Genomic DNA, 22,887 nt, shown 5'->3' on the forward strand with positions numbered 1-22,887 from the left:
ATTGCATTATATGAAAAATCCCCTGCATGTCTGTATAGTCGACGACGACGAAATATACAAGTACGCCCTTATGAAGTCGGTGAAGCCCTTGTTGGAGGGAAGTGAAGTCACCCTCTTTTCCAATGGAGAAGATACCCTAAGCTATATTTTAGAAAATCAAAATGATATCATTGCATTACCCGATATTATTTTATTGGACATCGATATGCCCGTAATGGACGGATTTCAATTTCTAGAGGAGTACGAGAGTATTGAACATGTGCTCGCAAAGAAAATTACCATATATATGGTTTCCTCTTCCGTCGATCCCGAAGACTTAAAACGGGCTAAAAGTTTTGACACCGTCACCGATTACATTTCAAAACCATTAAGGGAAGATAAATTTAAAAATCTTATAAATGCCTTATAACTAAAATTTGGACTTGCCATTTTATGTGATGGCATCGTTGGCAAGCAAAACTTATTGTTTGCTATTTTTCTCCTCGATCCACTTTGAAAGATATTTAGTGCCCTGCAGGGTTTGATGCTGTAAAAGACTACCTATGAAGTTTTTGTTGCGATGCCCATGTAAATCGGATTCTAAATGCTTTAATGCAGTCTCTAATCGCTTATTCAGGACGAATTTATCGTATACCGTGTTTATTATAATAATGCCATTTTGTTGTGCTTTTGACCACTTCCTTTGATTTTGATACAATTCGACCGCGGTTTTTGCAAATAGAGTTGGGTCATCTTCAATACATCCGTTCCAATCAAGGTTTTCATGCATGCTCTCGGCCCCGATCATCGTCGTTACCGAAGGTAAACCATATTGGATTGCATCGACCAGTTTCCCTTTGATACCTGCCCCAAAACGAAGGGGAGCCAAAAGTATACGAGCTTTGGTCATTACTTGCGAGACTTCTTCGGCCCAACCTTCAACTAAAAACCCCTCCTTCACTTGGTGCATTTGATGTATCTGCTGGGGTAAATTAGCGCCATAGATGTGAAGTTTGGCTTGCGGTAATCGATTCCGTATCAATGGCCAAATCTTGGTTTTTAGTTGAATAATCGCATCCACATTGGGCGCATGCCCCCCAAAACCTATAAACATAAAATTATCGCGTTCTTCGAAAGATGGCCAAGAATCGATTGTATTTTGAACAATGGGTTCCAACATAAAAGGCAGCTGTAGGAGTAGCTCTTCATGATTTTGAATGATAGGTCGCAATAAACGCATTTCGTGACCTGAAATAATCAATGACAGGTCAGAACGGTAAATACTGGCTACTTCCCTTTTTGTTTTATCGCTTTGCAGCCAGTGATTTATGGTAAAGGTGGTATTCGTTTTAACGGCTTCGGCCCTACTCGCCCTAAGCGAATGCAAATCTTCGGTATCTAAAATTCGAATAGCTTGGGGTGCATGTTCGGCAACACGCCAACCAAACTGTTCCTCTGCCGTAAATCGGTCAAACAAAACGATATGTGGTCTTAAGCCTCGAATAAAGGCGTCAAAACTATTATGGTTTAATCGAATTTTAACGCTATTGATGGAATCATCTAGTACTATACCGTTAGCATGTTTCTCGGCAGTACTCGCCAAGGTAATTCGATAGTCTTGCTGTCTAAAGAAGTCCATCAGTTGAAATAGCCGCACCCCGGCAGCTGAAAAATTAGGTGCTGGCCAATTCAAGGTAATTATAAGAACCTGTTTTTTCACAACAACTGAGGATAAGTCATTAAAAGGTAAATTAAAGGAAATTTCTACTATCTAAAACGTAAACCATACGTTCCTTCTTTTTATACCTAGAAAATAAAAGCCAATACTAAAATAATCGACTATTACGCAGCAAACAACTTACATACGTTGTGCGAACTTTTTTGAAATGGAAGAACGTAGTTTTCGGCCATAGTCTTCTTCTAACCACTCCTTATAATTTTTTGTGTTATTCATAATACAGTATGAATATTGCCGAATGCGATAGGCTATTTCTTCTTTAAGTTCTTTGGCCAAAATTCGTGCGTCAAAAACATCTTCGGCATTTTCGATACATATTTGGGCATGTTGCTCTATACTTCGCTCCAACACTACTTTTGATTTAAGGCCTTCGGCAAATACTTTTTTATATTCAGCCTTTACATTAAATTCAATGTTGTTAGATTTTGAAAATTTTGCCCTAAGGTCCGGTGGCATTTCATATACAAACTCCCGTTCAATTTCCTCATCGTTCTTTATATTTTCTAAATAGAAATCGGGAAAATGAAAAATCTCTTGCCAATCTATTGGAGAATCCCAAGGACCGAAACGTGCCAGATTGTTTCCTAAGTCGATAACATTGAATTCCTTTTTATCCTTTAAAACCCGAGAACCCCGACCGATCATCTGAAAATACAAAGTCAGCGAACGAGTTGCCCTATTTAGTATGATGGTTTCCACTGAAGGTTCATCAAAGCCCGTGGTAAGAATACTTACGGAGCTCAGAATCGCATCGGGCGTATTCGAAAACCAGTCCAATATTTCACGCCTTTCGGCCGCATTGTTTTTATTGTCAAGGTGTCTTACATTGTAACCTGCCCTTCTAAAAGTTTCGTAAACATATCGTGACGTATTGATACCATTATTGAAAATAAGTGTCTTCGTGCCTTCTGCAATTTCTTTATAAGCTGCCAATAACTTGCCCAACATGCTATGGTTGCCATAAAGTTCATCGGAAGATTTTACGGTATAATCACCACTGATGCCCAATTTTAGACTCTGCAGACTTACATCGTAATTATATAGATTCGCCTTGGCCAAAAAATTACGCTTGATCAACGAGGCTATAGACTCCCCTACGATCAACTTTTTATAGTTGTCTTTCATAGGGAGCTTAATATTCGAGCTTAAGGGCGTCGCGGTAACTCCAAGTATGGTGGCTGTCTTAAAATGCTTAAAAAGCTTTCTAAAAGAATTGTAGTGTGCTTCATCAATAATGACAAGACCAATATTGTTGATTTCGATTTTCTCTTCTTGCAACCTGTTGTTCAGCGTCTCGACCATCGCGACAAAGCACATGTACTCGTCTTGATCTTTGAGTTCTTTTACTTCACTGTTGATAATCTTGTTCTTCACCCCAAAACCCGTTAACATTTTCGATGTCTGTGAACTCAGTTCAATACGGTGGGTAAGAACGACTACCTTTTTTTGTGATTCTTCGATGTATCTACGGGCAATTTCTGAAAAAACTACAGTTTTGCCCCCGCCTGTAGGCAATTGATATAATAAATTGGCATTGACATGAGATTCTTCCAAATGCTTGAAGATGGCATTCAAATCATCTATCTGATAATCGTAAAGTGTCTTTTCTGTGGTATCTTTTCCTAGTTCCAAACAGTAAGGTATATCTTAAATTTAGTCTCCGTTATATTGGGCTGATGCAGCAAGTTCAATTTTGCAAAACTAATCGAATTTTACACCCAACCGAAATTTATTAATCGAAAAGTCCCGCTAATTTTTCCAAAACATTGCATTACAGCAATATAGGAAGCAAAGGATTTTACCAAGTTGCGTTCTAATAATGAGCCTCAATAGACACGACCTACAATACTATCAATCGATTAAATCCAAAGCGCGAGAGAAACCTTCGCCATGTAACCAATTCTCGTCTTGTGTAATCTGATATACTTTTAAAATGCGAGACTTAAAGTCGTGTAATAGACCATTTACCGCTACATAGTGTACCGCTTCGTTGAATGAATTCAACATACTTTTGTAAAAGGCATCGGGAACATTTCTTTCAAGGGCAAAAGATTGTGCCACCTCTAAATTGTATAACATTACATCTGCAATTAAATATGGGTCTACACCCAGTTTAACAAAATGTTTTATCCTATTCTGTGCTACAGAGCGTCGGGCTTTTGGCCGCTTTCTTTTAACGGGAAAATATTCGTTAGCTATTTTTGTTTTGGCCTCCTGCACCAGTTTGTCTTCTTTCGGATTGAAGACGAAATCATAATATTGCTTGACCATTGGAAAACGGTCATAAAGGTCTAGTAACTGTGCTTCCAATTCCTTTTTCGGTAAATTCGATACATACTTTTTAAGTGCCCTTTTACTCATATTTCAGCTATATACGGACAAAAATAACACAAGTATCAAGAATTCTCATTTGTAGGGCAATAAATCATAAACTTCTCATAAATTGTGTATAACAATACTTTAACTCTTTGGAAAAGACACAATAAAGATGTATACTGTAAGCTTGTAGAACTTCAAAATCCAAAATAAATATATGAGGCAACTAAAGATCATCAAGCAGGTCACGAACCGTGAATCTAAATCATTGGACAAGTACTTGCAAGATATCAGTAAAATAGACTTGATCAACGCTCATGAGGAAGTGGAACTAGCTCAACGTATAAGAGCCGGAGATCAAGTAGCCTTGGAAAAATTGACCATTGCCAACCTTCGTTTTGTGGTATCGGTGGCCAAACAATATCAAAACCAGGGGTTAAAGCTACCCGATCTTATCAACGAGGGCAACTTGGGGCTTGTTAAGGCTGCCAAACGCTTCGATGAAACCAGAGGGTTTAAATTTATCTCGTATGCCGTATGGTGGATAAGACAATCAATTTTACAGGCGTTGGCAGAGCAATCGCGAGTTGTGCGACTACCATTGAACAAAATTGGGTCTATCAACAAGATAAAGAAGACCTTTTCTTATTTGGAACAAGCACATGAGCGACCACCTTCCGCAGAAGAGATTGCCAAGGAGCTTGAAATGACCGTTACCGAAGTAAAACAGTCTATAAAGAATTCGGGAAGGCATGTTTCAATGGATGCCCCGCTTCGGGAAGGAGAAGACTCTAACCTTTACGATGTCTTACGATCGGGTGAATCTCCCCGGCCAGATAAGTTGTTGATGCAGCAGTCTTTAAACACCGAAATAAACCGGGCTCTTGAAACTTTATCACCTAGAGAGGCCGATGTGGTAAAATTATATTATGGAATAGGCGATCAACAGTCGATGACCTTGGCAGAAATCGGACAAACCTTTGACCTCACTCGTGAACGAGTACGTCAGATACGTGAGAAGGCCATTCGAAAACTGCGTCATAACTCTCGGAGTAAATTACTCAAAACCTATTTGGGATAGAATCTTTACTCTTAAAATTAATAAAGGGAGACAGCTTTGCTGTCTCCCTTTATTATTAGTCAAAACTTGACTAATTAGGAATACTTTAATTTGCTGATATCGAAGTTGATAAGAATATCATTTAAACTTTCAATAAAATTCAAATAAGCTGCGTTGTCTGGATTTTGATTTGCCATAATCTGGGGGTTTTTAAAAATTACTATATTTTACTACATGTAGTCTAATTCGGCTAATTCGTTTAAACTTAAAATTTCATTTAAATCTTGGAGGAACGCCAAGTACTCTTCTCCGTAGGTATCGTAAAGCATATTATATAGGTTTAAATTAATCTCGATAAATCGAGATGATTTGGGTTTCATTGCTTATCATGCAGTAAACATAAAAATAACGGGAAGTCGAAACAATTAATTGTGGTGTACCTTGTAGTTTTCGTTGTATAACACTAAAAATTTGAGGAATGTCAATTGGTTTGTTTAAGAAAATGGAAGCTCTTACAGCCAAACGCGCGCCTGCCGTATTGTACTTAAAATTTGATTTCATAGGATATTCCGGCAGCAATCGACCAAGTAAAATTACCGGAGTCAAAAACCAACTCTTGTCGATTGACCCCGAGACTCGCCTTATATATATTGGGACTCCTTTTAGCCGTAAACTGATACTCCATACCCAACCGTTGTGATTCAATAAAGAGCACTGTTTCTGCAAGTAGCTCATCTTCATCACGCAGTTGTTTGAGTTCAGGTGAATATCCCATTCCGAAATTGATACCCAGATAATTTTCACCATCCCTCAAATATTTCCGCACCAACAGGTTCCCCGAAAAAGTCATATTGCCATTCGATTGTGGGGTAAGATAAGGTCTCAAGGAAAAATAATAATTGCCAGAATAGAGTCCGATAGATCCCGTATAAATCTGAGCTTTGGTGGTGTTGAAATCTAAAAACCGCATGCCTAGTGATGCTTCCAGCGATTTTGGCAGATTTGCATAAAGCTCGGCCCCTACCCTATGATCTGGGAAAATGGGTGCATTCGAATAGCCATAGTTCAAATAGCCGTAGAAGGTTTTTGAAAACTTGGGATAAAAATCCATTTCATATTGCACACCATGGGTTTGAAAGCGATTGCTATAATTTATTCTTGGTATAACGAGACCTGCCCCCGTTTCTCGACCATAACTCATACTCGAGTAGATCATTGGGTCGTAAACCACATCGAAAATTTCAAAAGAATTGGAAATTTTCACACCATTCTTGAGGCCCTTGACCTCTGTCAGCGTATCTATGGGTGTTTCAACGACTACATGTTTCTCTGTCGCTTCTTCCTTCCCTTTGACCAAGGCCAATGCCTTTGTCTGCAACGCGATTATATCAAGGTCACTTTCTAAATAAGATACAGCTTTGTTGGCCAAACCAAGGGCTAGGTAATAGTTCTCGGCATAGATTTCATTTTTAATAGTCGCGACCCATACCTCCTTATTCTTACGCTCTACAGATGTAATTCGGTTAAAATGTGATCTCGCTTTATCGTAGTCTCCATCCCAACTATAAGTACTGGCAAGCAAACTACGAACATCGGTATAATCTGGATATTTGCTCAAAATACGGTATAAAGTATCTCGCGCAATATTTCGATTGCCCTCGAAAGCTAAATTTCTTGCCGTAAAAAATGAGACATCGGGATCACCTTCATAAGCCAACTCTTGCGCTTCTCCCAAAAGTGGGATTACCAGCAGTGCCATTACCCATATTTTTCTAGTCAATCTCATTTATTATTACTTAAAGCGATTTCAGTTCCTTCTTCTTTTTGTTTGAAAGACTTTTGGTTGAACGTATTTATTTGTTTCTTTTTAGCTTCTTGCCTAGCCCTCTTAATCTTTGATGAAATCGCCGAAGTATCTATTTCGCTTTTATTCATATGCGCTATCAATCTCATAGCCGCCTCAGTCTTATTTGACCAGAAATAAACATCAAGTAAAGCTTCGTACGAGTCTAAATAAGAAGGGTTTAACCTAACACATGCCCGAAGTATTCTAACTGACTCCGAATAATTTCCTTCCCATGCGTTGATTCTCCCCATCAGAATACGTGCATCTAAATGGCTAGGAACCTCTGAAAGTATGTACCGACAAAGTAGCAAGGCCTTATCCGATTTCTTATCAAACGCGAAATTCCTTGCTGTCGAATATGCTTTATCAAAGTTGCTACCATTGAATACACTATTCAGCCAAACCATTTCATTGTTCTCGAACGCCTCTTTCCTAAATGGGAAAATAGCCAAATCTTCGGGTATAATCTTATCTTTCTCGGTTACGTATACATTCATTGCCATAAAATCATTTAGCCGTCTTCCCAAATCACCCTTATGACCTAGCGCTCCACTTATATTTAGATGGTTATCAATTTCAAAAGCGTCTCCATCGAAAAACAACTTGTCTCGATGTAAGAACTCCATCGTTCCACTTTTATTTGCTATTAGGGGAATATCTTTAATCGACCGAAAATCGCTTTGCATATCCAACCCACCACCCAACCAAGCTACTTTTTTTGGCATCTTTATTTCATATTTACTGTTTAGAAGCGCCAGTATGGAAGGAGCCACATCTAAATGAGAAGAGATGGAACTTATAGTCTTAGCTGTTTTTAGCATAGGGCTATATATAATCAAGGGTACATGCAAAGAACTCAATGCGTTTTTTTGCGGAACCGGGGATTCAAGCGCATAATTTCCGGTAATGACAAATAAGGTGTTATTAAAATCATGATTGTTGCGATAGATATTAAAGAATGATTTTAAGGCTTCATCGCTGTACAATAGACTACCAAAAACATTACGATTCTCCTCTATTACTTCACGAGCCTCTTCATCTATATTTCTATCAATGAGCAATTGGGCAACCCTAGTTTCATAAGACTCTTGATTCGCCAATAAAAAGGGACTACGAACATTGGCGGTCATGTATACCTCCATTCTTGGTTGGGTACTTGGTTTTGGTAACCCCATACTCTTTCTAAAGAGTTCTTTATCGGGATAGCCCCAAGAAGAACCACCTGCATCTTCGATTTGTAATTGGTAGCCGTTTCCAAAGCCAGACCGATCTAAAATAAAATCAAGGTTTTCACTCTGTAAAAAATTATCTAAATTATATAGTGAACTATTGGTGCCTTGATAGTAAGAGGTGTGATAACCGTTGTTCTTTAATATGCCGAATAAAGTCAGTTTGTTCGGAAGATAATTTAGGTTCAAAAACCCGTCTTCACCAAAGGGCAACGACCCCATTAAAGAGGGTATAACCCCATAAGTATGTGTTGTGTTGCTCAGAAAGTTATCCCAATAAAGCGATTTAGTGGATAATGAGTCCAAAAACGGTGTAAACCCTCCATAGGTAGCACCTTCACCCATAAAATCTCTTCCTAAGCCTTCAATAATAACAAATACAATGTTAGGTTTCTCTTCCCGTAATTCAAAGTACCTTCCCAAAACATCTTCAGTGTTTGGTGTTCGCACTAAGGGAAACTCTTCTTTGGGATTATAATATGTTCTTCCCGTAGTTTCAGTGAAAAGATGTACACCTAAATACTGGGTCTTGTTTTGATTGATGGGTTTTCCTTCTGTAAATAACGTGGCTACAAAAAGACTGAACAACACGATGGTAAAAGGATACATCTTGTTAATGTGATGGTAGAATTTCGATGTGATTTTATACCATCCTAAAAAAGAGGCTATCATTATAAGTGCCGCTAAAATAATGGAAGGTAACATACCCCGAGAATTGGAAGCACCTATTATAAGATCTGTAAAACCATAATCTAATAAATCAGCCCCCAATGGAATATAAAAAGCACAGTAATAGGTAACCAATAATGCCTCAACACCCAACAGAAGCAGTAATACGATAAACACAATGATAAAGCCGTGCCTGGGCCTAAAATTCTCAAGAAGGTTAAAAGAAGGTACTAAAATGAGTCCTACCAAAGAAGCATACCCCATGTGATTTACTACCGAAAGAACAAAGCTCATTCCCAAAACAGCATCAACAACACCCTTAAAATACAAGATCGTGTACTGGAAAATGGACAACACGACTAGCGACAAGAAAAATGAAATCATCAGTCTTGTGTAGTGTTTTAATGTCGATTTTGAAATACTACTTGTATCCATTTTTTGACTATGTTGCTTTGGCAAACCCTTTACGAACCTGAGAGCCCCAACCTGATTTAATCTTGAACAACTTTTTATAATTACCCCTCACCGCAGACCAAACCACGATAGGATGAAAAACCACAGGCTCAATTAAGGCACAGAACATTAATGTCAGAATATCTTTAGTGCGTTTGTATTCATTGTAAGAATAGACATCCCATAATATGGCGTAAAAAGAAAACATTACTGAAAACGTATAAATCATTACCGTTATAGCGATGAAAAAATCCCAATTCAGTATTCCCAAATAATAAAAAAGTATAATTGTGAAAAACCCAAAAAACTCTAATAAAGGGGCGAGCCATTCATAAAAAAACCAATAAGGATAACTGAGCATGCCCAACCTCCCAAATTTGGGATTAAAGAACATATCTTTATGTTTAAAAAGCGTCTCTAGATTTCCCCTGGCCCATCTATCGCGTTGGTTTACAAATATTTTGAGATCTTCGGGAACTTCTGTCCAACAGAGTGAATCCGGTATATATTCAACGGTATGGGGCAATTTTCGTTCGTGCATGTACCGGCGCATTTTAAATACGATTTCCATATCCTCCCCCACGGTATTCGTATCATACCCCCCTACAGTGAGCGCGATTTCACGATCAAAAAAACCAAAGGCCCCAGAAATTATAAGCAAACTATCAATACGACCCCAGGCCATTCTTCCTAAAATAAAAGAGCGTGTGTATTCCAACAATTGAAATTTTGCCAACCAGTTTTTGGGAAGGCGTATTTCTTCCAGTTGACCTCCTGAAATAACGCAGGAATTTGCGACCCGAATCACTCCACCAACTGCAATTACCCGCTTTTTAGAGCGTTGATAGAACGATTTTACCACATGTAGCAATGCGTCTGGTAGTAATAAACAATCAACATCGATACAACCCACATAGCGATTGTTAGAAAGGGCCATTCCGGTATTCAAGGCATCAGACTTTCCCCCGTTTTCTTTATCGATAACTGTAAGTTTAGAGAAAGAGCGTTGCGATGATTTATATATACCGCGTATGGGTTTCGAACGCCAATCTGGATCGAATTGATGCGCTACCTGAACCAAATCGTAAGCATCGATCATCTTTTGTAAAGTATCATCTTTACTACCATCGTTGACCACCATCACCTCGTAATTAACATATCGTAATGACAACAATGAACGAATATTTTCAACAATGGTCATCCCTTCGTTATAGGCGGGTGCGATAATGGTAATGCTAGGAGCCAATGGTGATGCCATGACTTTCGACATATCACCAAAACTATTTTTATTTCGATAATGAATTGAATTTCGGGTAGACAGATAGCCCATTAAGCTGAACATTAAAAATAGCACAGCTGTAAACAGCAGAAAAACAATGTTTATATAATCTAAAATAATATTGAATACCCCGCTATCCATTTAGTTTCTCTATTATTTTGGTCGGAAATGACCACAATTGATTTAAGAAGGAGTCTTGTGGGGTTTCTATTGCTAGATGCACTTCTTCAACGAGCTCTAACTTTTCAGAAAGTTCAAAGCCAACGTCAAAAATATCGCCATTCAGCGGCGGTTCCACTTCCATCTCATCGAGAAAGAGACTGTATTCTAAAAGTACCGCTCCATCAATTTCTTCAGATTGCTCAATTGTGCAAACTGATTGATTGTTTATTTCATCGTTTTCTAGGGATTCACGTTTTTCAACCAGTTTTGCCATAAGTCCTTTTAAACCTAATTGCGCCTTTTCTCTAATTTTGAAATTTGGATCCTCTAAAAGACTATCGAGAAAGGGAATTTCCTTTTCATCACCTACAGCAACAATTTCATCTAGCAAAATCAATTTTTTTGCGGTATCGCAGGTACGGAAAAGGTCTTCGAATACATTAAATGGCTTGAAATCGATGTCTTCAGACGTTTTCGACTTAATGAGGTTGGGTCGTTCTTCAAAAGGCATACTAGCAAACTTGGCAATCAAATGCCGTATGCGCACTTTAACAGATTTATACTTTTCATTTTGCAATAATTCACTCAAAAGTGGAATCTCTCGCTGATCTCCCAAGGCTTCGATGTCATCCAATAATTTCATCGTAGCTTCTTCTGCATTTTTTAAGCTTTGGTCATCGTTATGGCTATTGTCATCGTTATAGCTATTGTCAACTAAAACAGATTCACTAGTATCTACATCAAACGTTTCCGATTGCAAAATACTCTCTATTAAAGTGCCTTTATCTTGAGTTAAATCATCGTCAACACCCTCAACAGAAACTTCATTTACCTCGTTGAATGATTCTTCTTGTTGCAATGGAACGAACTCCATGTCAAGTGACTTTTCAATCCATTTCATGTCAGGCCATACATCATCAAATTCCTCTATAATCTCCTTAATTTCATCGGAACTCTCAAAAGCGACTAAATCTTCGATAATCGCTTTTAATTTTATTTGATCGGTACTCTTCATTTTAGATGTTGTCTGCTGTAAATTTTTATGCTCTGGATTATTATTCAAGTCAGCTATCTCAATTTCAGAGAGGAATTCGGCCTCAATCACTTCAATATCCGACACCTCTAAAATTGGAAACTCATTAATAAATATTAGTTTAGGCTCTTCTTTGGTCAATTGCCCACAAGGAAGTATTTCTTCCTCTATAACTTCAATAGCCATCACCTCGTTAGCAACCGACATTTCCCTTTCGGCTTCATTGTATAAAGTGACATCCTGATTATTAACTATAATCGGCAAAAAATCAACTATCAAAAAATCACTACTCCCGACGACGTTGGCCTCAAGGCCATTTTTAAGTTCATTCGAAACTTCAGTGTATTCAACGGCTTCAAAAACAACTTCAAAGTCATTAATATCATTTTTAATAATCTTTTTGCTAGGTCTATAATGTGTTGAGGTTTCGACTATTTCCGATAACCTATCGCCGAACACTTCCGTTTCGCTCACAAGTGGCAAAAAGTTCACATCAAAGGATTCCGTGGTTTTCTCTTCTGATAGCTCAGAAACAGCTATCACATTGGTTTTCTTCTCCTCTTTTACTAAGGATGCGTCAACATATTCTGCCTCATGTATATCCATATCCATTACAGATTGAGACACTTCTTCTTCTTCTTCTTCTTCTTCTTCTGTTGCTACTTCTTCTGTTGCTACTTCTTCTGTTGCTGGTTCTTCTGTTGCTGGTTCTTCTATTGCAACTTCTTCTGCTGCTTCGGTCAATTGGACTATAGCTTGTGCGACATCGGCATGTACGGAGTCCTCTAACGCTATACTATCTTCGGTTTTATCAGCTTCCTTTTCCTGTGAATCTTCTGGAGGTATCTTGCTCATGTCCAAATTTTGAAGACCTTCGGTGGGCATAATACTTTCAGGAGAAATTGCGTTGATTGCACTTAAAGCTTTACTTTTAACTGAAAAGTTAAACTCCTTGTTTTCAACCTTTTTCAAAAATTCAATATCAGATTCATTTCCTAAATAAGCGATAGCATCCAATACGGCTATTTTCACTACGGTATTGCTTTTCCAGAAAATCAATTTTAAAATGTCGCGTGCAGCTACAACATTAAATTCTTTAATACATTTTATAGCTTCTTCCCGGATTTGGTTATTCTTATGTTTTAACAATTCAATTAAAGAAGCATTACAGTCGTTTTGATTGAAGTATTTCACCAACTTAAGCGCAAAAAGCACTACGTGCTTATTTCGTGATGTCAGCCAAAGTTTAAATCTAGGAGGACTAAAACCTTCCAAATTTCGCATAGCATCCAATAGCTTTAACTGCTGCCATTCGGATATTCGATATTTTGTGGTATCTAAAAAAAAGGCTATGCCTTCAGGCCTTAATGTAACAGTTGCAATTTCGGCTTGTTGACGAAGGGTACTCCTCCGGTCATTTATAAATTTAATGATAAACATATAAGAATCGACAACTTGCATATTCGTAAGCTCTAATATGCCTTTCGAAATGACTTGCCACTTCGAACTTTTTAGTTTTTCAAATGCATCCTTGTCAAGTCCTAAATCTTGATAAAGTGAAAAAACCCGTTTTTGAGTGTCTCCAGAAACATCTTTTTGAAGATCAAGTAATATTTCGGTCAACACTTTGCGATTAAAATCATTTTTGAGCAGCTCCCTTATTTCGATTTTCAAAGTCACATAATTGCTTTTGTCTTCTTTTAGGCCATTATCCTCATAAAAAAGAAACTCGCTAATCATCGGTGATAACTCTGTCTTCCGCTTTTTAACCTTTCGCCCGGTAGCCGAAATCTTATTTCTGAAAAAGAATATTGCGGTGAAATATATTATCACCAAACCAATAAACAGAAAAGTCAACTGCCATAAAAGTTCCGTATGGATTTTAGGCACATTGATTAAGAAATAATATCGATATGTAAGCGCTTTTATAATCAAATTAAATTTTGTTCAGTTCTCTTGCGACCCTGACAAGTAGTTCAGAAGGGCTAACCGGTTTGGAAATAAAATCATTCGCCCCCAGTTCAAATGCGCTAAGCACATTTTCTTCATTACCTGCCGAAGAAATAATAATGATAGGAACTTTAGATTTTAGCTCATTACGCACAAAGTCAATGAGTTCTATTCCGGAGAAGTATGGCATCATAATATCACTGACTATTATATCGGGCATTTCTTTAGTTAAATGTTCCTTTACGGCCTTTCCGTCTTTACTCCGACTAACTTTATACCCTCCTTTCTCCAATCGAAATGTTAACAGTGAAGCCAATAACTCATCATCTTCGGCCAGTAAAAGCTTCTTTTGTACCATTATTCTTTATTTAAGAGGTTTAAAAATTGTTTGTCTATGGCTCTTTCAATACTAGGGTAACTATCTAAAAAACATTTGAATAGGTTTTGTAATTGTCCAGTATCTTCTTCCGCAACGCAGATAACATGCATTTTCTCCACGATATTGAACAAGTCTTGGGTCTTCAAAAGCAATAGACTACATTTTAGTTTATGTATAGAAAATTTTAGCCCTTTACAATCTTGATTTTCTAAATTTATTTTTGTTTGTCCGACGAATTCCAAAATATTCTTCTTGTACAAACCAATCAATTCTTCTAGCATATCACAATCACCCATACAGTCGTCGTATAGAGGCTTCAAGTCAATATTGGCAGCATCTGAATTAGCATTATTCTTCGTTAGGGACTGGAGGGTCTTGAAATTTTTCATACCAACGTTTTTTTAAATGAGGTGCTACTTTTATACCCAATAAAACTTCTGATTACGCTAGTTTTCCCATTGAAATTGAGGGAGTTGCCTCCCATTATATCAATCGCCACATTATCTTTCGATGATACAAGGAGATGGGTAACCGAAACCAATTTTCCGGAAAGATTTTTGTAGGAAATTTTTGGTTTGAATACCGGACTGGCATTTAACTTTTGTGATGAAAAATTATATTTAAACGATTCATCAAGCTGAAGGCATGGAAAAAGTAGGTCTTTAGTTTTCAAAAGGTTGATTTGGGCAAAATCGATTGAAAACAGTAGATTTTACTCCTACAAATTTTCAATTTTTTTATTAGTAATTTGTTAATTACCTTAAAATTAGCCCAATTGAGGTGTAGTTTGCAATTAAATGTTACCTAGCCCTTTGTTTATGTGGTAAAGGACGCCTATTTGTAGGTGTGGATTTTTTATGAATTGAATTGGTTAACCAAAATATTTCGGAATTGGATAATTTGTTTGGGCGTATGACTGCAAACAAAAACAACTTAAAGTGTCAAAGTAAGGTAAATACTTTAAAGTATTAATTTTCAAAATATTGAATAAAAAAATGTTTTATTCTTCAAACATAATTTAAGGCCGCTCAAAGAAGCGGCCTATGTGGAGACTCGTCGTTTGAATATTATGATAAAAAACTATATACCGATTACTTATCTTTTGCAGCGGCTATTCTATCTTTCACGAATTCTATTTTGGTTTTTCCGTGTGACTTTGGTTTACCATCATCGCCTAGGTTTACCATGATAATATTATCAACGGTAACTATGGTTTCGAGCGTCATTTTATTTCGTACTTCACAATTGAGTGTCAACGAACTTTTACCAAACTTAACCACTTCAATACCAATTTCAACGATATCTCCTTGTCTAGCGGTACTCATAAAATTAATTTCAGACATGTATTTGGTAACCACTTTTTTGTTCTCGAGTTGAACAATACTATACAAAGCAGCTTCTTCGTCGACCCAAGCCAATACCCGCCCACCGAATAAGGTCTCATTAGCATTTAAATCTTCAGGTTTAACCCATTTTCTCGTATGGAATCTCATAATAATAATTTTAGGGGAACTTATTTACTCGTGCAAAATTACAGAAGAAATCACCCTTAAAACAACTTGGGGTCAGATTCTTGCAACGTTTTCGGAATCTGTAAATTACTACCAAGCTTTTCATTCAATTTAGCAATAAAGTGTGCCGATAATAACGGGGATGCCAACTCCATATTTTGATGAACAAAAAAATGAATGTTATTCAGTCCCTTTTTTTTCCAGTCGAACAATTTCTCGACCCAATCATCTAAACGGGCATAATCACTGTCGTGGTTAGCCCCTACATATCGAATAAAAGCCTCGTTATTTGTCAACCGCATATGCATCAAATCACGCCTACCTGCCGTATCGACCAAAACATTCGCAATATTGTTTTCTTGCAATAAATGATAAAGTTCTTGTGCCACTTTCTCATCGTTGAACCAATCAGTATGTCGGAACTCCATAGCCAAGGGAAATTCGTTTGGCCAGTTTTCTACGAACTGCGTTACCCTATCCCAATTTTTAGGACCGAAATTGTTATGCATTTGTAAGAAAATCGTACCTAACTTCTCTTTAAGATTGGAAGTGACACTGAGGTATTCATCTAAAATAGGGTAAACTTGTTCGTTTAGACGTCTTAAATGACTAATGTTCTGTGTAATTTTGGGGAAGAACTTAAAATCATCAGGAGTCTTATCATACCATTTATTATAGGTTTCCGCAGGGAAAATGCGATAAAATGTAGCATTGAGTTCAATACAATTAAACTGTCTAGAATAATACTCAAGCTCATCTTTGGTTCCTCTCGGATAGAAATTCTTTAAATCTTGTCGGTTCCATTTGGCACAACCCACGTAAATGTTTAACGGGTCATTGGTCAAACACCTTGACAAGACAACTTCCGTATCGGGATGATCTTGTGGGATAGTGAAATCTACCAGTTCTGGTTGCGCTACTTTTCCAAATTTCATTAAATCAATTATTTTTAATATAAAACATTAATTTACAATATTTTAACGGTTATATGTAAAGTATAAATTTCATAAATAATACGCAAATCAAAGTGCTATTCATACGTGATATATACCGTCTTCTTATTTACTAATTCGCGAATACCGTGTGATGAAAGTTCTCGCCCATACCCTGACGTTTTAACACCGCCAAATGGAAGCCTAGGGTCGCTCTTGACCAATTCGTTTACAAATACGGCTCCTTCATAAAATTGAGGAATCAGCCGATTGACCCTTTTCCTGTCCACAGTAAAAATAGATACTCCCAGTCCGAATTCTGAGTTATTGACAAGATTTACTGCATCTACTTCATTTTCAAAGGTGGTAATTCCGATAACGGGTCCAAAAGTTTCTTCTTTAAAAACTGGCATAGCCTCATCAACCTTTGTCAGTATGGTGGGCTCAAAGAAGCAACCTTCCCTTTTTCCTCCTAAAAGAACCCGAGCACCCATTTTCACGGAATCACTAACTTGCTTTTCCAGTTCTTCGGCCAAATCTTCCCTAGCCATAACGCCGATATAAGTATCTTTATCTAGAGGATTTCCGCACGTTAATGCTTCTACTTTATCTTTATACTTTTGAACAAACTCTTTTGCTATAGATTGCTGTAAAAGAAGTCTTTTGCCTGCAATACAGCTTTGTCCGGTATTTTGAAATCGAGCTTTAACACAGACTTCAAGAGTCTTTTCGATATCAGCGTCTTCAAACACTACTAGCGCATTGTTTCCACCGAGTTCCAATACCGATTTTTTAATATGCTGCCCGGCAGTGGATGCTACGGACGAACCTGCAGGTTTGCTACCCGTTAAGGTAACGGCCCTGATAAGTTCATTTTCTAACAAAACTTCAATCTTTTCGCTACCAATGATTAAATTCTGAAAGCAGCCTTTAGGAAATCCGGCGTTTTCAAAAACCTCTTGAATCATTTGTGCCGACATCATTACATTAGAGGCATGTTTCAGAACACCAACATTCCCTGCCATTAGATTTGGAGCGGCAAACCGAAAAACCTGCCAAAAAGGATAGTTCCATGGCATAACAGCAAGAACAACCCCAATAGGCTCATAGCGCACATAGCTCAGATCGGCATCGGTTTCAATAGGCTCTTCCTTCAACTGTTCTGCTGCATTTGCGGCATAATATTCACATACCCAGGCACACTTTTCTATTTCTACGATAGCTTGGGAAAGAGGTTTCCCCATCTCGTTCGTTATAATTGCACCATACCTTTCTTTGTTGTTTTTTAGTTCTTTCGCTGCATTGTTCATTAGTCTTGAACGTTCTTCGAATGTTGTTTTTCTCCAAGAATTGAAAGTTTCATCTGCAAGTTTAACTCGTGACTGTAAATTATTACTGTTCAACTCTTTAAATTCATATATTTTCTTACCGTTAAAAGGGTTTACCGATATTTTCATAACTGATATTCATTTTTCTTAAAGCTAACGATATTGTTTCAAAAAGTGTAAGTGTTAATAGTTTTTTAACGCCTTTTGCCGTTGTTCATAACCTCGTTAAGAACTAACAGCTTCACACCAAAGTGATACCATCAATATGCATTAATTTTATAAAAACCTCATGTGATGAACGACAGATCTCGAAGTCTTCTTGAAATTCGCCCTCAAATTCCATCTGCCAAATTAACCGAAGATATGAGTTTGGACGAGCGTTTTCAAAATGAAACTTTGCGCCCCGTTATTAAACTCCAAAACTTTTTGTTGTTAGCGGTATTCAAGAATTATATTTCAAAACATAAAAATAGTTTTTATGATTTGATACCAGAAAAACGAATGGACTACATCGAAAATGCCATTCAAAAAGATATCAAATTCAGAAACGCCTTAAAGGGAATGCTCATCGGTCAGTTCACTGAAGAGGAATATGGTATATATATCCAGAATTCTTCCGCACTCAACAAACGTATGATGAATATGGTTGTCGAAAGACTGAAAGATCAAATACAGTATTTCACGGTGGGAGCACTAGTTTAATATCGACTCGCCATTCAAGTTTGTTGTAAGAATTTCGCTCATCAAATCAAAATAGGGCCGAATTGACTTGTAAGCGTCATCAACAACGTTGAGAAAATCTGGAGACAACACCTCGTCATCGGTAAAATTCTTTACGAAAATGTATTGTTTTTTCTTTATAAGGTCAATATTGGGATCTTCTTTGTCAAAACCTTTTGGTGCCGTTTTAACTTCGTCGCCCACAAGATCTCCCCAGATTTCTTTAAACGTTTTTTTGGTAATCACTTTTCTTATTTCGGTCGTATCCAACTCGAATTCTTTGCGTATGCGTAGCAAATCATCTTTGTTAGGTTGCCAGAATCCCGTTGCGATAAAACTTCCCCCGGGCTGTATGTGGAAGTAATAACCTCCCCTATTCCGAACACCTGCCCTAGAAAATGAACCTGCTAGATGAGTTTTGTAAGGTTGTTTGTTGGCCGAAAAACGAACGTCCCTATATATTCTGAACATTTTTAGTTTATCGATTTCATCATGTGTCTGCAACCTTTCTTGCAGGCGCTGCAAAAAAGCTTTCACTTCAAATTCATGATCTTTAAATTCTTTTTTATGTTCCGCAAACCAGTCCCTATTATTGTTTTTTTCTAGTTTTTTAAGAAAAAGAAGCGTTTGCTTCGTAATTACCGAATCTAACATACGACCTACAAGTTGTTATTTTAAGCTAAAGTTAACCAATTGGCATAAACTGCTTTTAATATAATGGTTAATTTTGAAAACTGTCAAGTTGTACTATATGAATCAGAAATCGATTATTGAAAAAATAATTCAACACAAAAACCAACCTAATTTAAGGTTTGCGTTGAAACAAAAGACGGAACAGTTTACCGACCGACTCTTTTATACCCTTTTTGACATTGATACTCCAGTAGCGGAAAATTTGTCGCTTTTAGAATCACAATTCGATGGTTTGGTCGATTTGGCTTGTTGGGATGTAAATAAATCATGTAAAAAGGTTTGGGAAAGCTATGTGGGCAAACTTCCGAGAATTCTAGAGCGATTGAATATGGATGCGGAAGCAACGGTAAATTGTGATCCTGCGTCATTGTCGATTGAAGAAGTTTATATGGCCTACCCCGGGTTTTACGCCATCGCCATATTCAGATTGGCACATGAACTTTATAAAGAAGGTTTTCCGTTGGTACCAAGATTAATGACCGAATATGCCCACAGACAAACTGGCGTCGACATTAACCCAGGTGCCCATATTGGCGATTCTTTTCATATAGACCACGGAACAGGTGTGGTTATCGGAGAAACTGCAATTATAAAAAATGATGTAAAAATTTATCAAGGGGTTACTTTAGGTGGCTTATATGTCGCCAAACATTTGCATAAGACCAAACGGCACCCAACTATTGAGGATAATGTGACCATTTATGCAAATGCCACTATTTTAGGTGGTGAAACCATAATTGGTGCCAATAGCGTTATTGGCGGAAATGCGTGGATAACGGCTTCCGTACCCCCGAACTCCACAGTATTCCATACCCCTGAGATTAAAATAAAAACACTGCCGAATGTCTAAAAGTATTCTCGACCTTATCGGAAACACACCTTTGGTGCTATCAAGGGTGTTGAATAAAAATCCGAACGTAAAATTATTTTTTAAGATGGAAGGGCATAATCCAGGAGGTAGTGTTAAAGACCGGGCTGCTCTGAACATGTTGAAAAGCGGACTCGAAAGAGGAGATATTCTCAAAACGGATAAATTAATTGAAGCTACGAGTGGAAATACGGGCATCGCATTGGCAATGATTGCCGGTGTTTACGGATTGGATATCGAATTGGTTATGCCAGAAAATGCGACCAAAGAACGAGTGCAGACAATGCGTGCTTTTGGCGCTAAAGTGACCTTGACCTCGTCGGATGTGGGTATTGAGGGTGCACGAGACTATGCGGAAAGCAAGGTTCAAAATGAAGGTTACATCATGATCAATCAATTTGCCAACGACGATAACTGGAAAGCACATTATAAAACAACCGGACCCGAAATATGGGAAGATACCCATGGCGAAATCACCCATTTTGTTTCTGCAATGGGAACCACAGGAACCATAATGGGCACTTCTACTTATCTAAAGGAACAGAATTCAGAAGTAGAGATTGTAGGGGTTCAACCTACAGATGATTCTAGCATACCCGGCATACGAAAATGGCCTAAAGAATACCTGCCTAAAATTTTTGATGCTTCAAAAGTTGACCGTACGATGGAAGTTAGCCAACAGGAAGCAGTTGACATGGCCAAAAGATTGGCCAAGGAAGAGGGAATATTTTCGGGAATGAGTAGCGGTGGAGCAGCTGTAGCCGCATTACGATTGGCAGACACCCTGGAGCATGGTGTGATTGTTTCTATTGTCTGTGACCGCGGTGATCGATATCTTTCTTCAGATTTGTTTGCCTAAATCTGCGATGTTTTTAAAATCAGGCCGGACCCCTACGTGCAATGAGAATGTATATTTCTTAAAGTGCATTCCGTTAGACAATACAGAAAGAAGCACTTTTCGGGTGCTTCTTTTTAGAGTTCTTATTAAGATACGCCTGTTATTTCATCGATTTATGGTCTTCCAAGATTAGTTGGAGTACTTTCCCTTCCTTATTCGTAATGACGAACATCGTGTTCAGGTTTTCCTCAGACATTACGGCATCATTGTGTATATTCAAATATTTACTATTTTCTATGGCAGCAAAAATCTCATTGTCGTTCGTTCCGAAAACAAAATCTTTATTGGCATCTGAAGTATAGCTAAAACTTATAACTTCATCGTAATCATCATCGATATCATTGTCTATATTGATTGTTTTGACAATCGTTTTTGGAGATATAATTCTTCTTGCATCGATTTTACCTTCATCCTCCTTTGCAAATTTTATTTCTTGACTTATAGACGTGTGAATCTTAACTGATTTTTTTACCAGTTTGGCATCTTCGTACATTTCATATTTTTTCTGGGTCGTTTCTTCGGATATTTCCCTATTACTATTCTGCGCGTATGTAAATCCTATCGTCAAAAAAGCAAAAATTAAAAGTAGTTGTGTCCTATATATCATTCTCTGTATATTATTTGTTCAGGAAACAATATAACCTATGGACTACACTACTATTTGCTCAATTAGAAAAATAATGGACTATAAAAATCGACCTCATGATCAATTTGAAAAATGAATCGGGTTAAATTAGAGCCAATTCTTTCGTTTAAAATAAATCGCCATGATGATAAAAATCATAATCATTATTCCCCAAACTATAAAATAGCCATATTCCCAATGTAGTTCGGGTATATTGTCAAAATTCATTCCATAGACCCCTGCAATAAAGGTTAACGGAATAAAGATAGAGGCCATAATAGTCAACACCTTCATTACCTCGTTCATCTTATTGCTCATATTACTCATATACATTTCCATAAGACTCATCGACATTTCCCGATATATTTGAAGACTTTCGTTGATTTCTATGGAATGGTCCAATGCATCCCTTAAAAACATTTTGGTGTCTTTATTGATAAGTTCGCTTTCTGAATCTATCAAACGGCTAAGTAATTCTTTGACGGGAAAAATCCATCTTCTGACTTTTAGTACATCCTTTTTCAACTCTTGAATTTTGTGGGCAACCTCTTGTCGCGGGTTTTCGTATACCTCTTCTTCCAAAGCTTCTATTCTAGTATTGAGATGTTCCAGTACGACGAAATAATTATCCACTATCGCATCAAGTAAAGCGAAAAACAGATAATCGGAATTTCTGTTTCTAATACGGCCAGCTTTGTTTTTTATCCTTTCCCTTACCCCTTCAAATACATCGTCTTCTAACTCTTGAAATACCAAAACGCCATTCTTTACCAAAGCAAGGGCTACATGCTCAGCCACCAATTCGTTATCATCACTGATATATAGCATTTGGAACACTCCGAAAATATAGTTCTCATATTCATCGATTTTTGGTCGCTGTTGTGTATTAACGGCATCTTCAAGCACCAAAGCGCCAAGACCATAATGCGTTCCCAAATTTTCTACAAACTTTTCATCACTAATACCGACAACATCTACCCATTGCAACATGGCAGGTTTCTGATGCTTTATGGCTGCCTCGACACTATCGGCCTTATGCACCTCATAATCGGACGAATTATAATTAATTATGGTAACCCTAGAAGCCGCACCCTCACGCTTTCCCATATAGGTTACGGTACCGGGAGCCTTACCTGTTTTACGGTGTAGTTTTGACTTCTTATTTTTGTGCGTTTTAGAAGACAATTTTTTCTTTGTCATAGCTCTACTATTATATAAA

General features: G+C 37.5%; 20 protein-coding genes. 5 read left to right on the plus strand and 15 right to left on the minus strand.

The window, feature by feature from the left end:
- Positions 1-10 precede the first annotated feature (10 nt).
- The gene (locus tag BLS33_RS01305) at positions 11-409 is read left to right on the plus strand and encodes a response regulator (RefSeq protein ID WP_089886137.1); all 399 of its coding nucleotides are present in this window, start codon (positions 11-13) and stop codon (positions 407-409) included.
- Between the two features lie 51 nt (positions 410-460).
- Here the strand turns inward: BLS33_RS01305 and BLS33_RS01310 are convergent, their stop codons facing one another.
- The 3 genes from BLS33_RS01310 to BLS33_RS01320 form a co-directional block, all read right to left on the minus strand.
- Positions 461-1,699 carry a glycosyltransferase gene (locus BLS33_RS01310; RefSeq protein WP_245731241.1) on the minus strand — a complete coding sequence of 413 codons (1,239 nt, stop codon included), beginning with the start codon at positions 1,697-1,699 and terminating at the stop codon, positions 461-463.
- 138 nt (positions 1,700-1,837) lie between these two features.
- Complete coding sequence (locus BLS33_RS01315) at positions 1,838-3,349, minus strand: DEAD/DEAH box helicase (RefSeq protein WP_089884508.1); 1,512 nt, start codon at positions 3,347-3,349, stop codon at positions 1,838-1,840.
- A 219-nt stretch (positions 3,350-3,568) separates the two neighbouring features.
- Positions 3,569-4,078, minus strand: a complete 510-nt coding sequence (locus BLS33_RS01320; RefSeq protein ID WP_089884510.1) for a DUF6155 family protein — start codon at positions 4,076-4,078, stop codon at positions 3,569-3,571.
- A 172-nt stretch (positions 4,079-4,250) separates the two neighbouring features.
- Here BLS33_RS01320 and BLS33_RS01325 point away from each other — a divergent pair, with 172 nt between their 5' ends.
- The gene (locus BLS33_RS01325; RefSeq protein ID WP_089884511.1) at positions 4,251-5,114 is read left to right on the plus strand and encodes a sigma-70 family RNA polymerase sigma factor; all 864 of its coding nucleotides are present in this window, start codon (positions 4,251-4,253) and stop codon (positions 5,112-5,114) included.
- Between the two features lie 523 nt (positions 5,115-5,637).
- On the opposite strand, the gene BLS33_RS01335 is transcribed toward BLS33_RS01325, so the two are convergent.
- The 9 genes from BLS33_RS01335 to BLS33_RS01380 form a co-directional block, all read right to left on the minus strand.
- Positions 5,638-6,879, minus strand: coding sequence for a YaiO family outer membrane beta-barrel protein (locus BLS33_RS01335; protein ID WP_089884515.1), 1,242 nt, complete (start codon positions 6,877-6,879; stop codon positions 5,638-5,640).
- Positions 6,876-9,272: a sulfatase-like hydrolase/transferase gene (locus tag BLS33_RS01340; RefSeq protein ID WP_089884517.1), complete on the minus strand. Its 2,397-nt coding sequence runs from the start codon at positions 9,270-9,272 to the stop codon at positions 6,876-6,878. The genes BLS33_RS01335 and BLS33_RS01340 overlap by 4 nt, the downstream gene beginning before the upstream one ends.
- Positions 9,273-9,279: 7 nt before the next feature.
- Positions 9,280-10,710 carry a glycosyltransferase family 2 protein gene (locus tag BLS33_RS01345; protein WP_089884519.1) on the minus strand — a complete coding sequence of 477 codons (1,431 nt, stop codon included), beginning with the start codon at positions 10,708-10,710 and terminating at the stop codon, positions 9,280-9,282.
- A complete protein-coding gene (locus BLS33_RS24735) occupies positions 10,703-13,699 on the minus strand; it encodes a HEAT repeat domain-containing protein (protein WP_176801297.1) in 2,997 nt (998 codons plus the stop codon). Before BLS33_RS24735 ends, BLS33_RS01345 begins: the two co-directional genes overlap by 8 nt.
- 1 nt (position 13,700) lies before the next feature.
- A complete protein-coding gene (locus BLS33_RS01355; protein WP_089884521.1) occupies positions 13,701-14,072 on the minus strand; it encodes a response regulator transcription factor in 372 nt (123 codons plus the stop codon).
- Positions 14,072-14,482, minus strand: coding sequence for a hypothetical protein (locus tag BLS33_RS01360; protein WP_089884523.1), 411 nt, complete (start codon positions 14,480-14,482; stop codon positions 14,072-14,074). The genes BLS33_RS01355 and BLS33_RS01360 overlap by 1 nt, the downstream gene beginning before the upstream one ends.
- Positions 14,483-15,184: 702 nt before the next feature.
- Entirely contained in the window at positions 15,185-15,586 is a 402-nt protein-coding gene (locus tag BLS33_RS01370; RefSeq protein WP_089884526.1) for an acyl-CoA thioesterase, read from the minus strand.
- A gap of 56 nt (positions 15,587-15,642) precedes the next feature.
- A complete protein-coding gene (locus tag BLS33_RS01375) occupies positions 15,643-16,539 on the minus strand; it encodes a DUF72 domain-containing protein (RefSeq protein WP_089884529.1) in 897 nt (298 codons plus the stop codon).
- A 95-nt stretch (positions 16,540-16,634) separates the two neighbouring features.
- Positions 16,635-17,993 (minus strand): NAD-dependent succinate-semialdehyde dehydrogenase, encoded by a 1,359-nt coding sequence (locus tag BLS33_RS01380; protein ID WP_089884531.1) that lies wholly within the window; start codon positions 17,991-17,993, stop codon positions 16,635-16,637.
- A 165-nt stretch (positions 17,994-18,158) separates the two neighbouring features.
- Here BLS33_RS01380 and BLS33_RS01385 point away from each other — a divergent pair, with 165 nt between their 5' ends.
- Complete coding sequence (locus BLS33_RS01385) at positions 18,159-18,566, plus strand: glyoxalase (protein WP_089884533.1); 408 nt, start codon at positions 18,159-18,161, stop codon at positions 18,564-18,566.
- On the opposite strand, the gene BLS33_RS01390 is transcribed toward BLS33_RS01385, so the two are convergent.
- Positions 18,558-19,238, minus strand: coding sequence for a DUF2461 domain-containing protein (locus tag BLS33_RS01390; RefSeq protein WP_089884535.1), 681 nt, complete (start codon positions 19,236-19,238; stop codon positions 18,558-18,560). The two genes, BLS33_RS01385 and BLS33_RS01390, sit on opposite strands and share 9 nt — an antisense overlap.
- A 97-nt stretch (positions 19,239-19,335) precedes the next feature.
- Between BLS33_RS01390 and epsC the strand changes: the two genes are divergently transcribed.
- Complete coding sequence (epsC, locus tag BLS33_RS01395) at positions 19,336-20,127, plus strand: serine O-acetyltransferase EpsC (RefSeq protein WP_089884537.1); 792 nt, start codon at positions 19,336-19,338, stop codon at positions 20,125-20,127.
- Positions 20,120-21,004 (plus strand): cysteine synthase CysM, encoded by an 885-nt coding sequence (gene cysM / locus BLS33_RS01400; RefSeq protein ID WP_089884540.1) that lies wholly within the window; start codon positions 20,120-20,122, stop codon positions 21,002-21,004. Before epsC ends, cysM begins: the two co-directional genes overlap by 8 nt.
- Before the next feature lie 139 nt (positions 21,005-21,143).
- Here the strand turns inward: cysM and BLS33_RS01405 are convergent, their stop codons facing one another.
- Complete coding sequence (locus BLS33_RS01405) at positions 21,144-21,650, minus strand: hypothetical protein (RefSeq protein WP_089884543.1); 507 nt, start codon at positions 21,648-21,650, stop codon at positions 21,144-21,146.
- A gap of 126 nt (positions 21,651-21,776) precedes the next feature.
- Complete coding sequence (corA, locus tag BLS33_RS01410) at positions 21,777-22,868, minus strand: magnesium/cobalt transporter CorA (RefSeq protein WP_089884545.1); 1,092 nt, start codon at positions 22,866-22,868, stop codon at positions 21,777-21,779.
- Between the last annotated feature and the right edge of the window lie 19 nt (positions 22,869-22,887).

The organism is Kriegella aquimaris, from assembly GCF_900103215.1.
In the GTDB taxonomy this organism is placed as follows: Bacteria; Bacteroidota; Bacteroidia; order Flavobacteriales; family Flavobacteriaceae; genus Kriegella; species Kriegella aquimaris.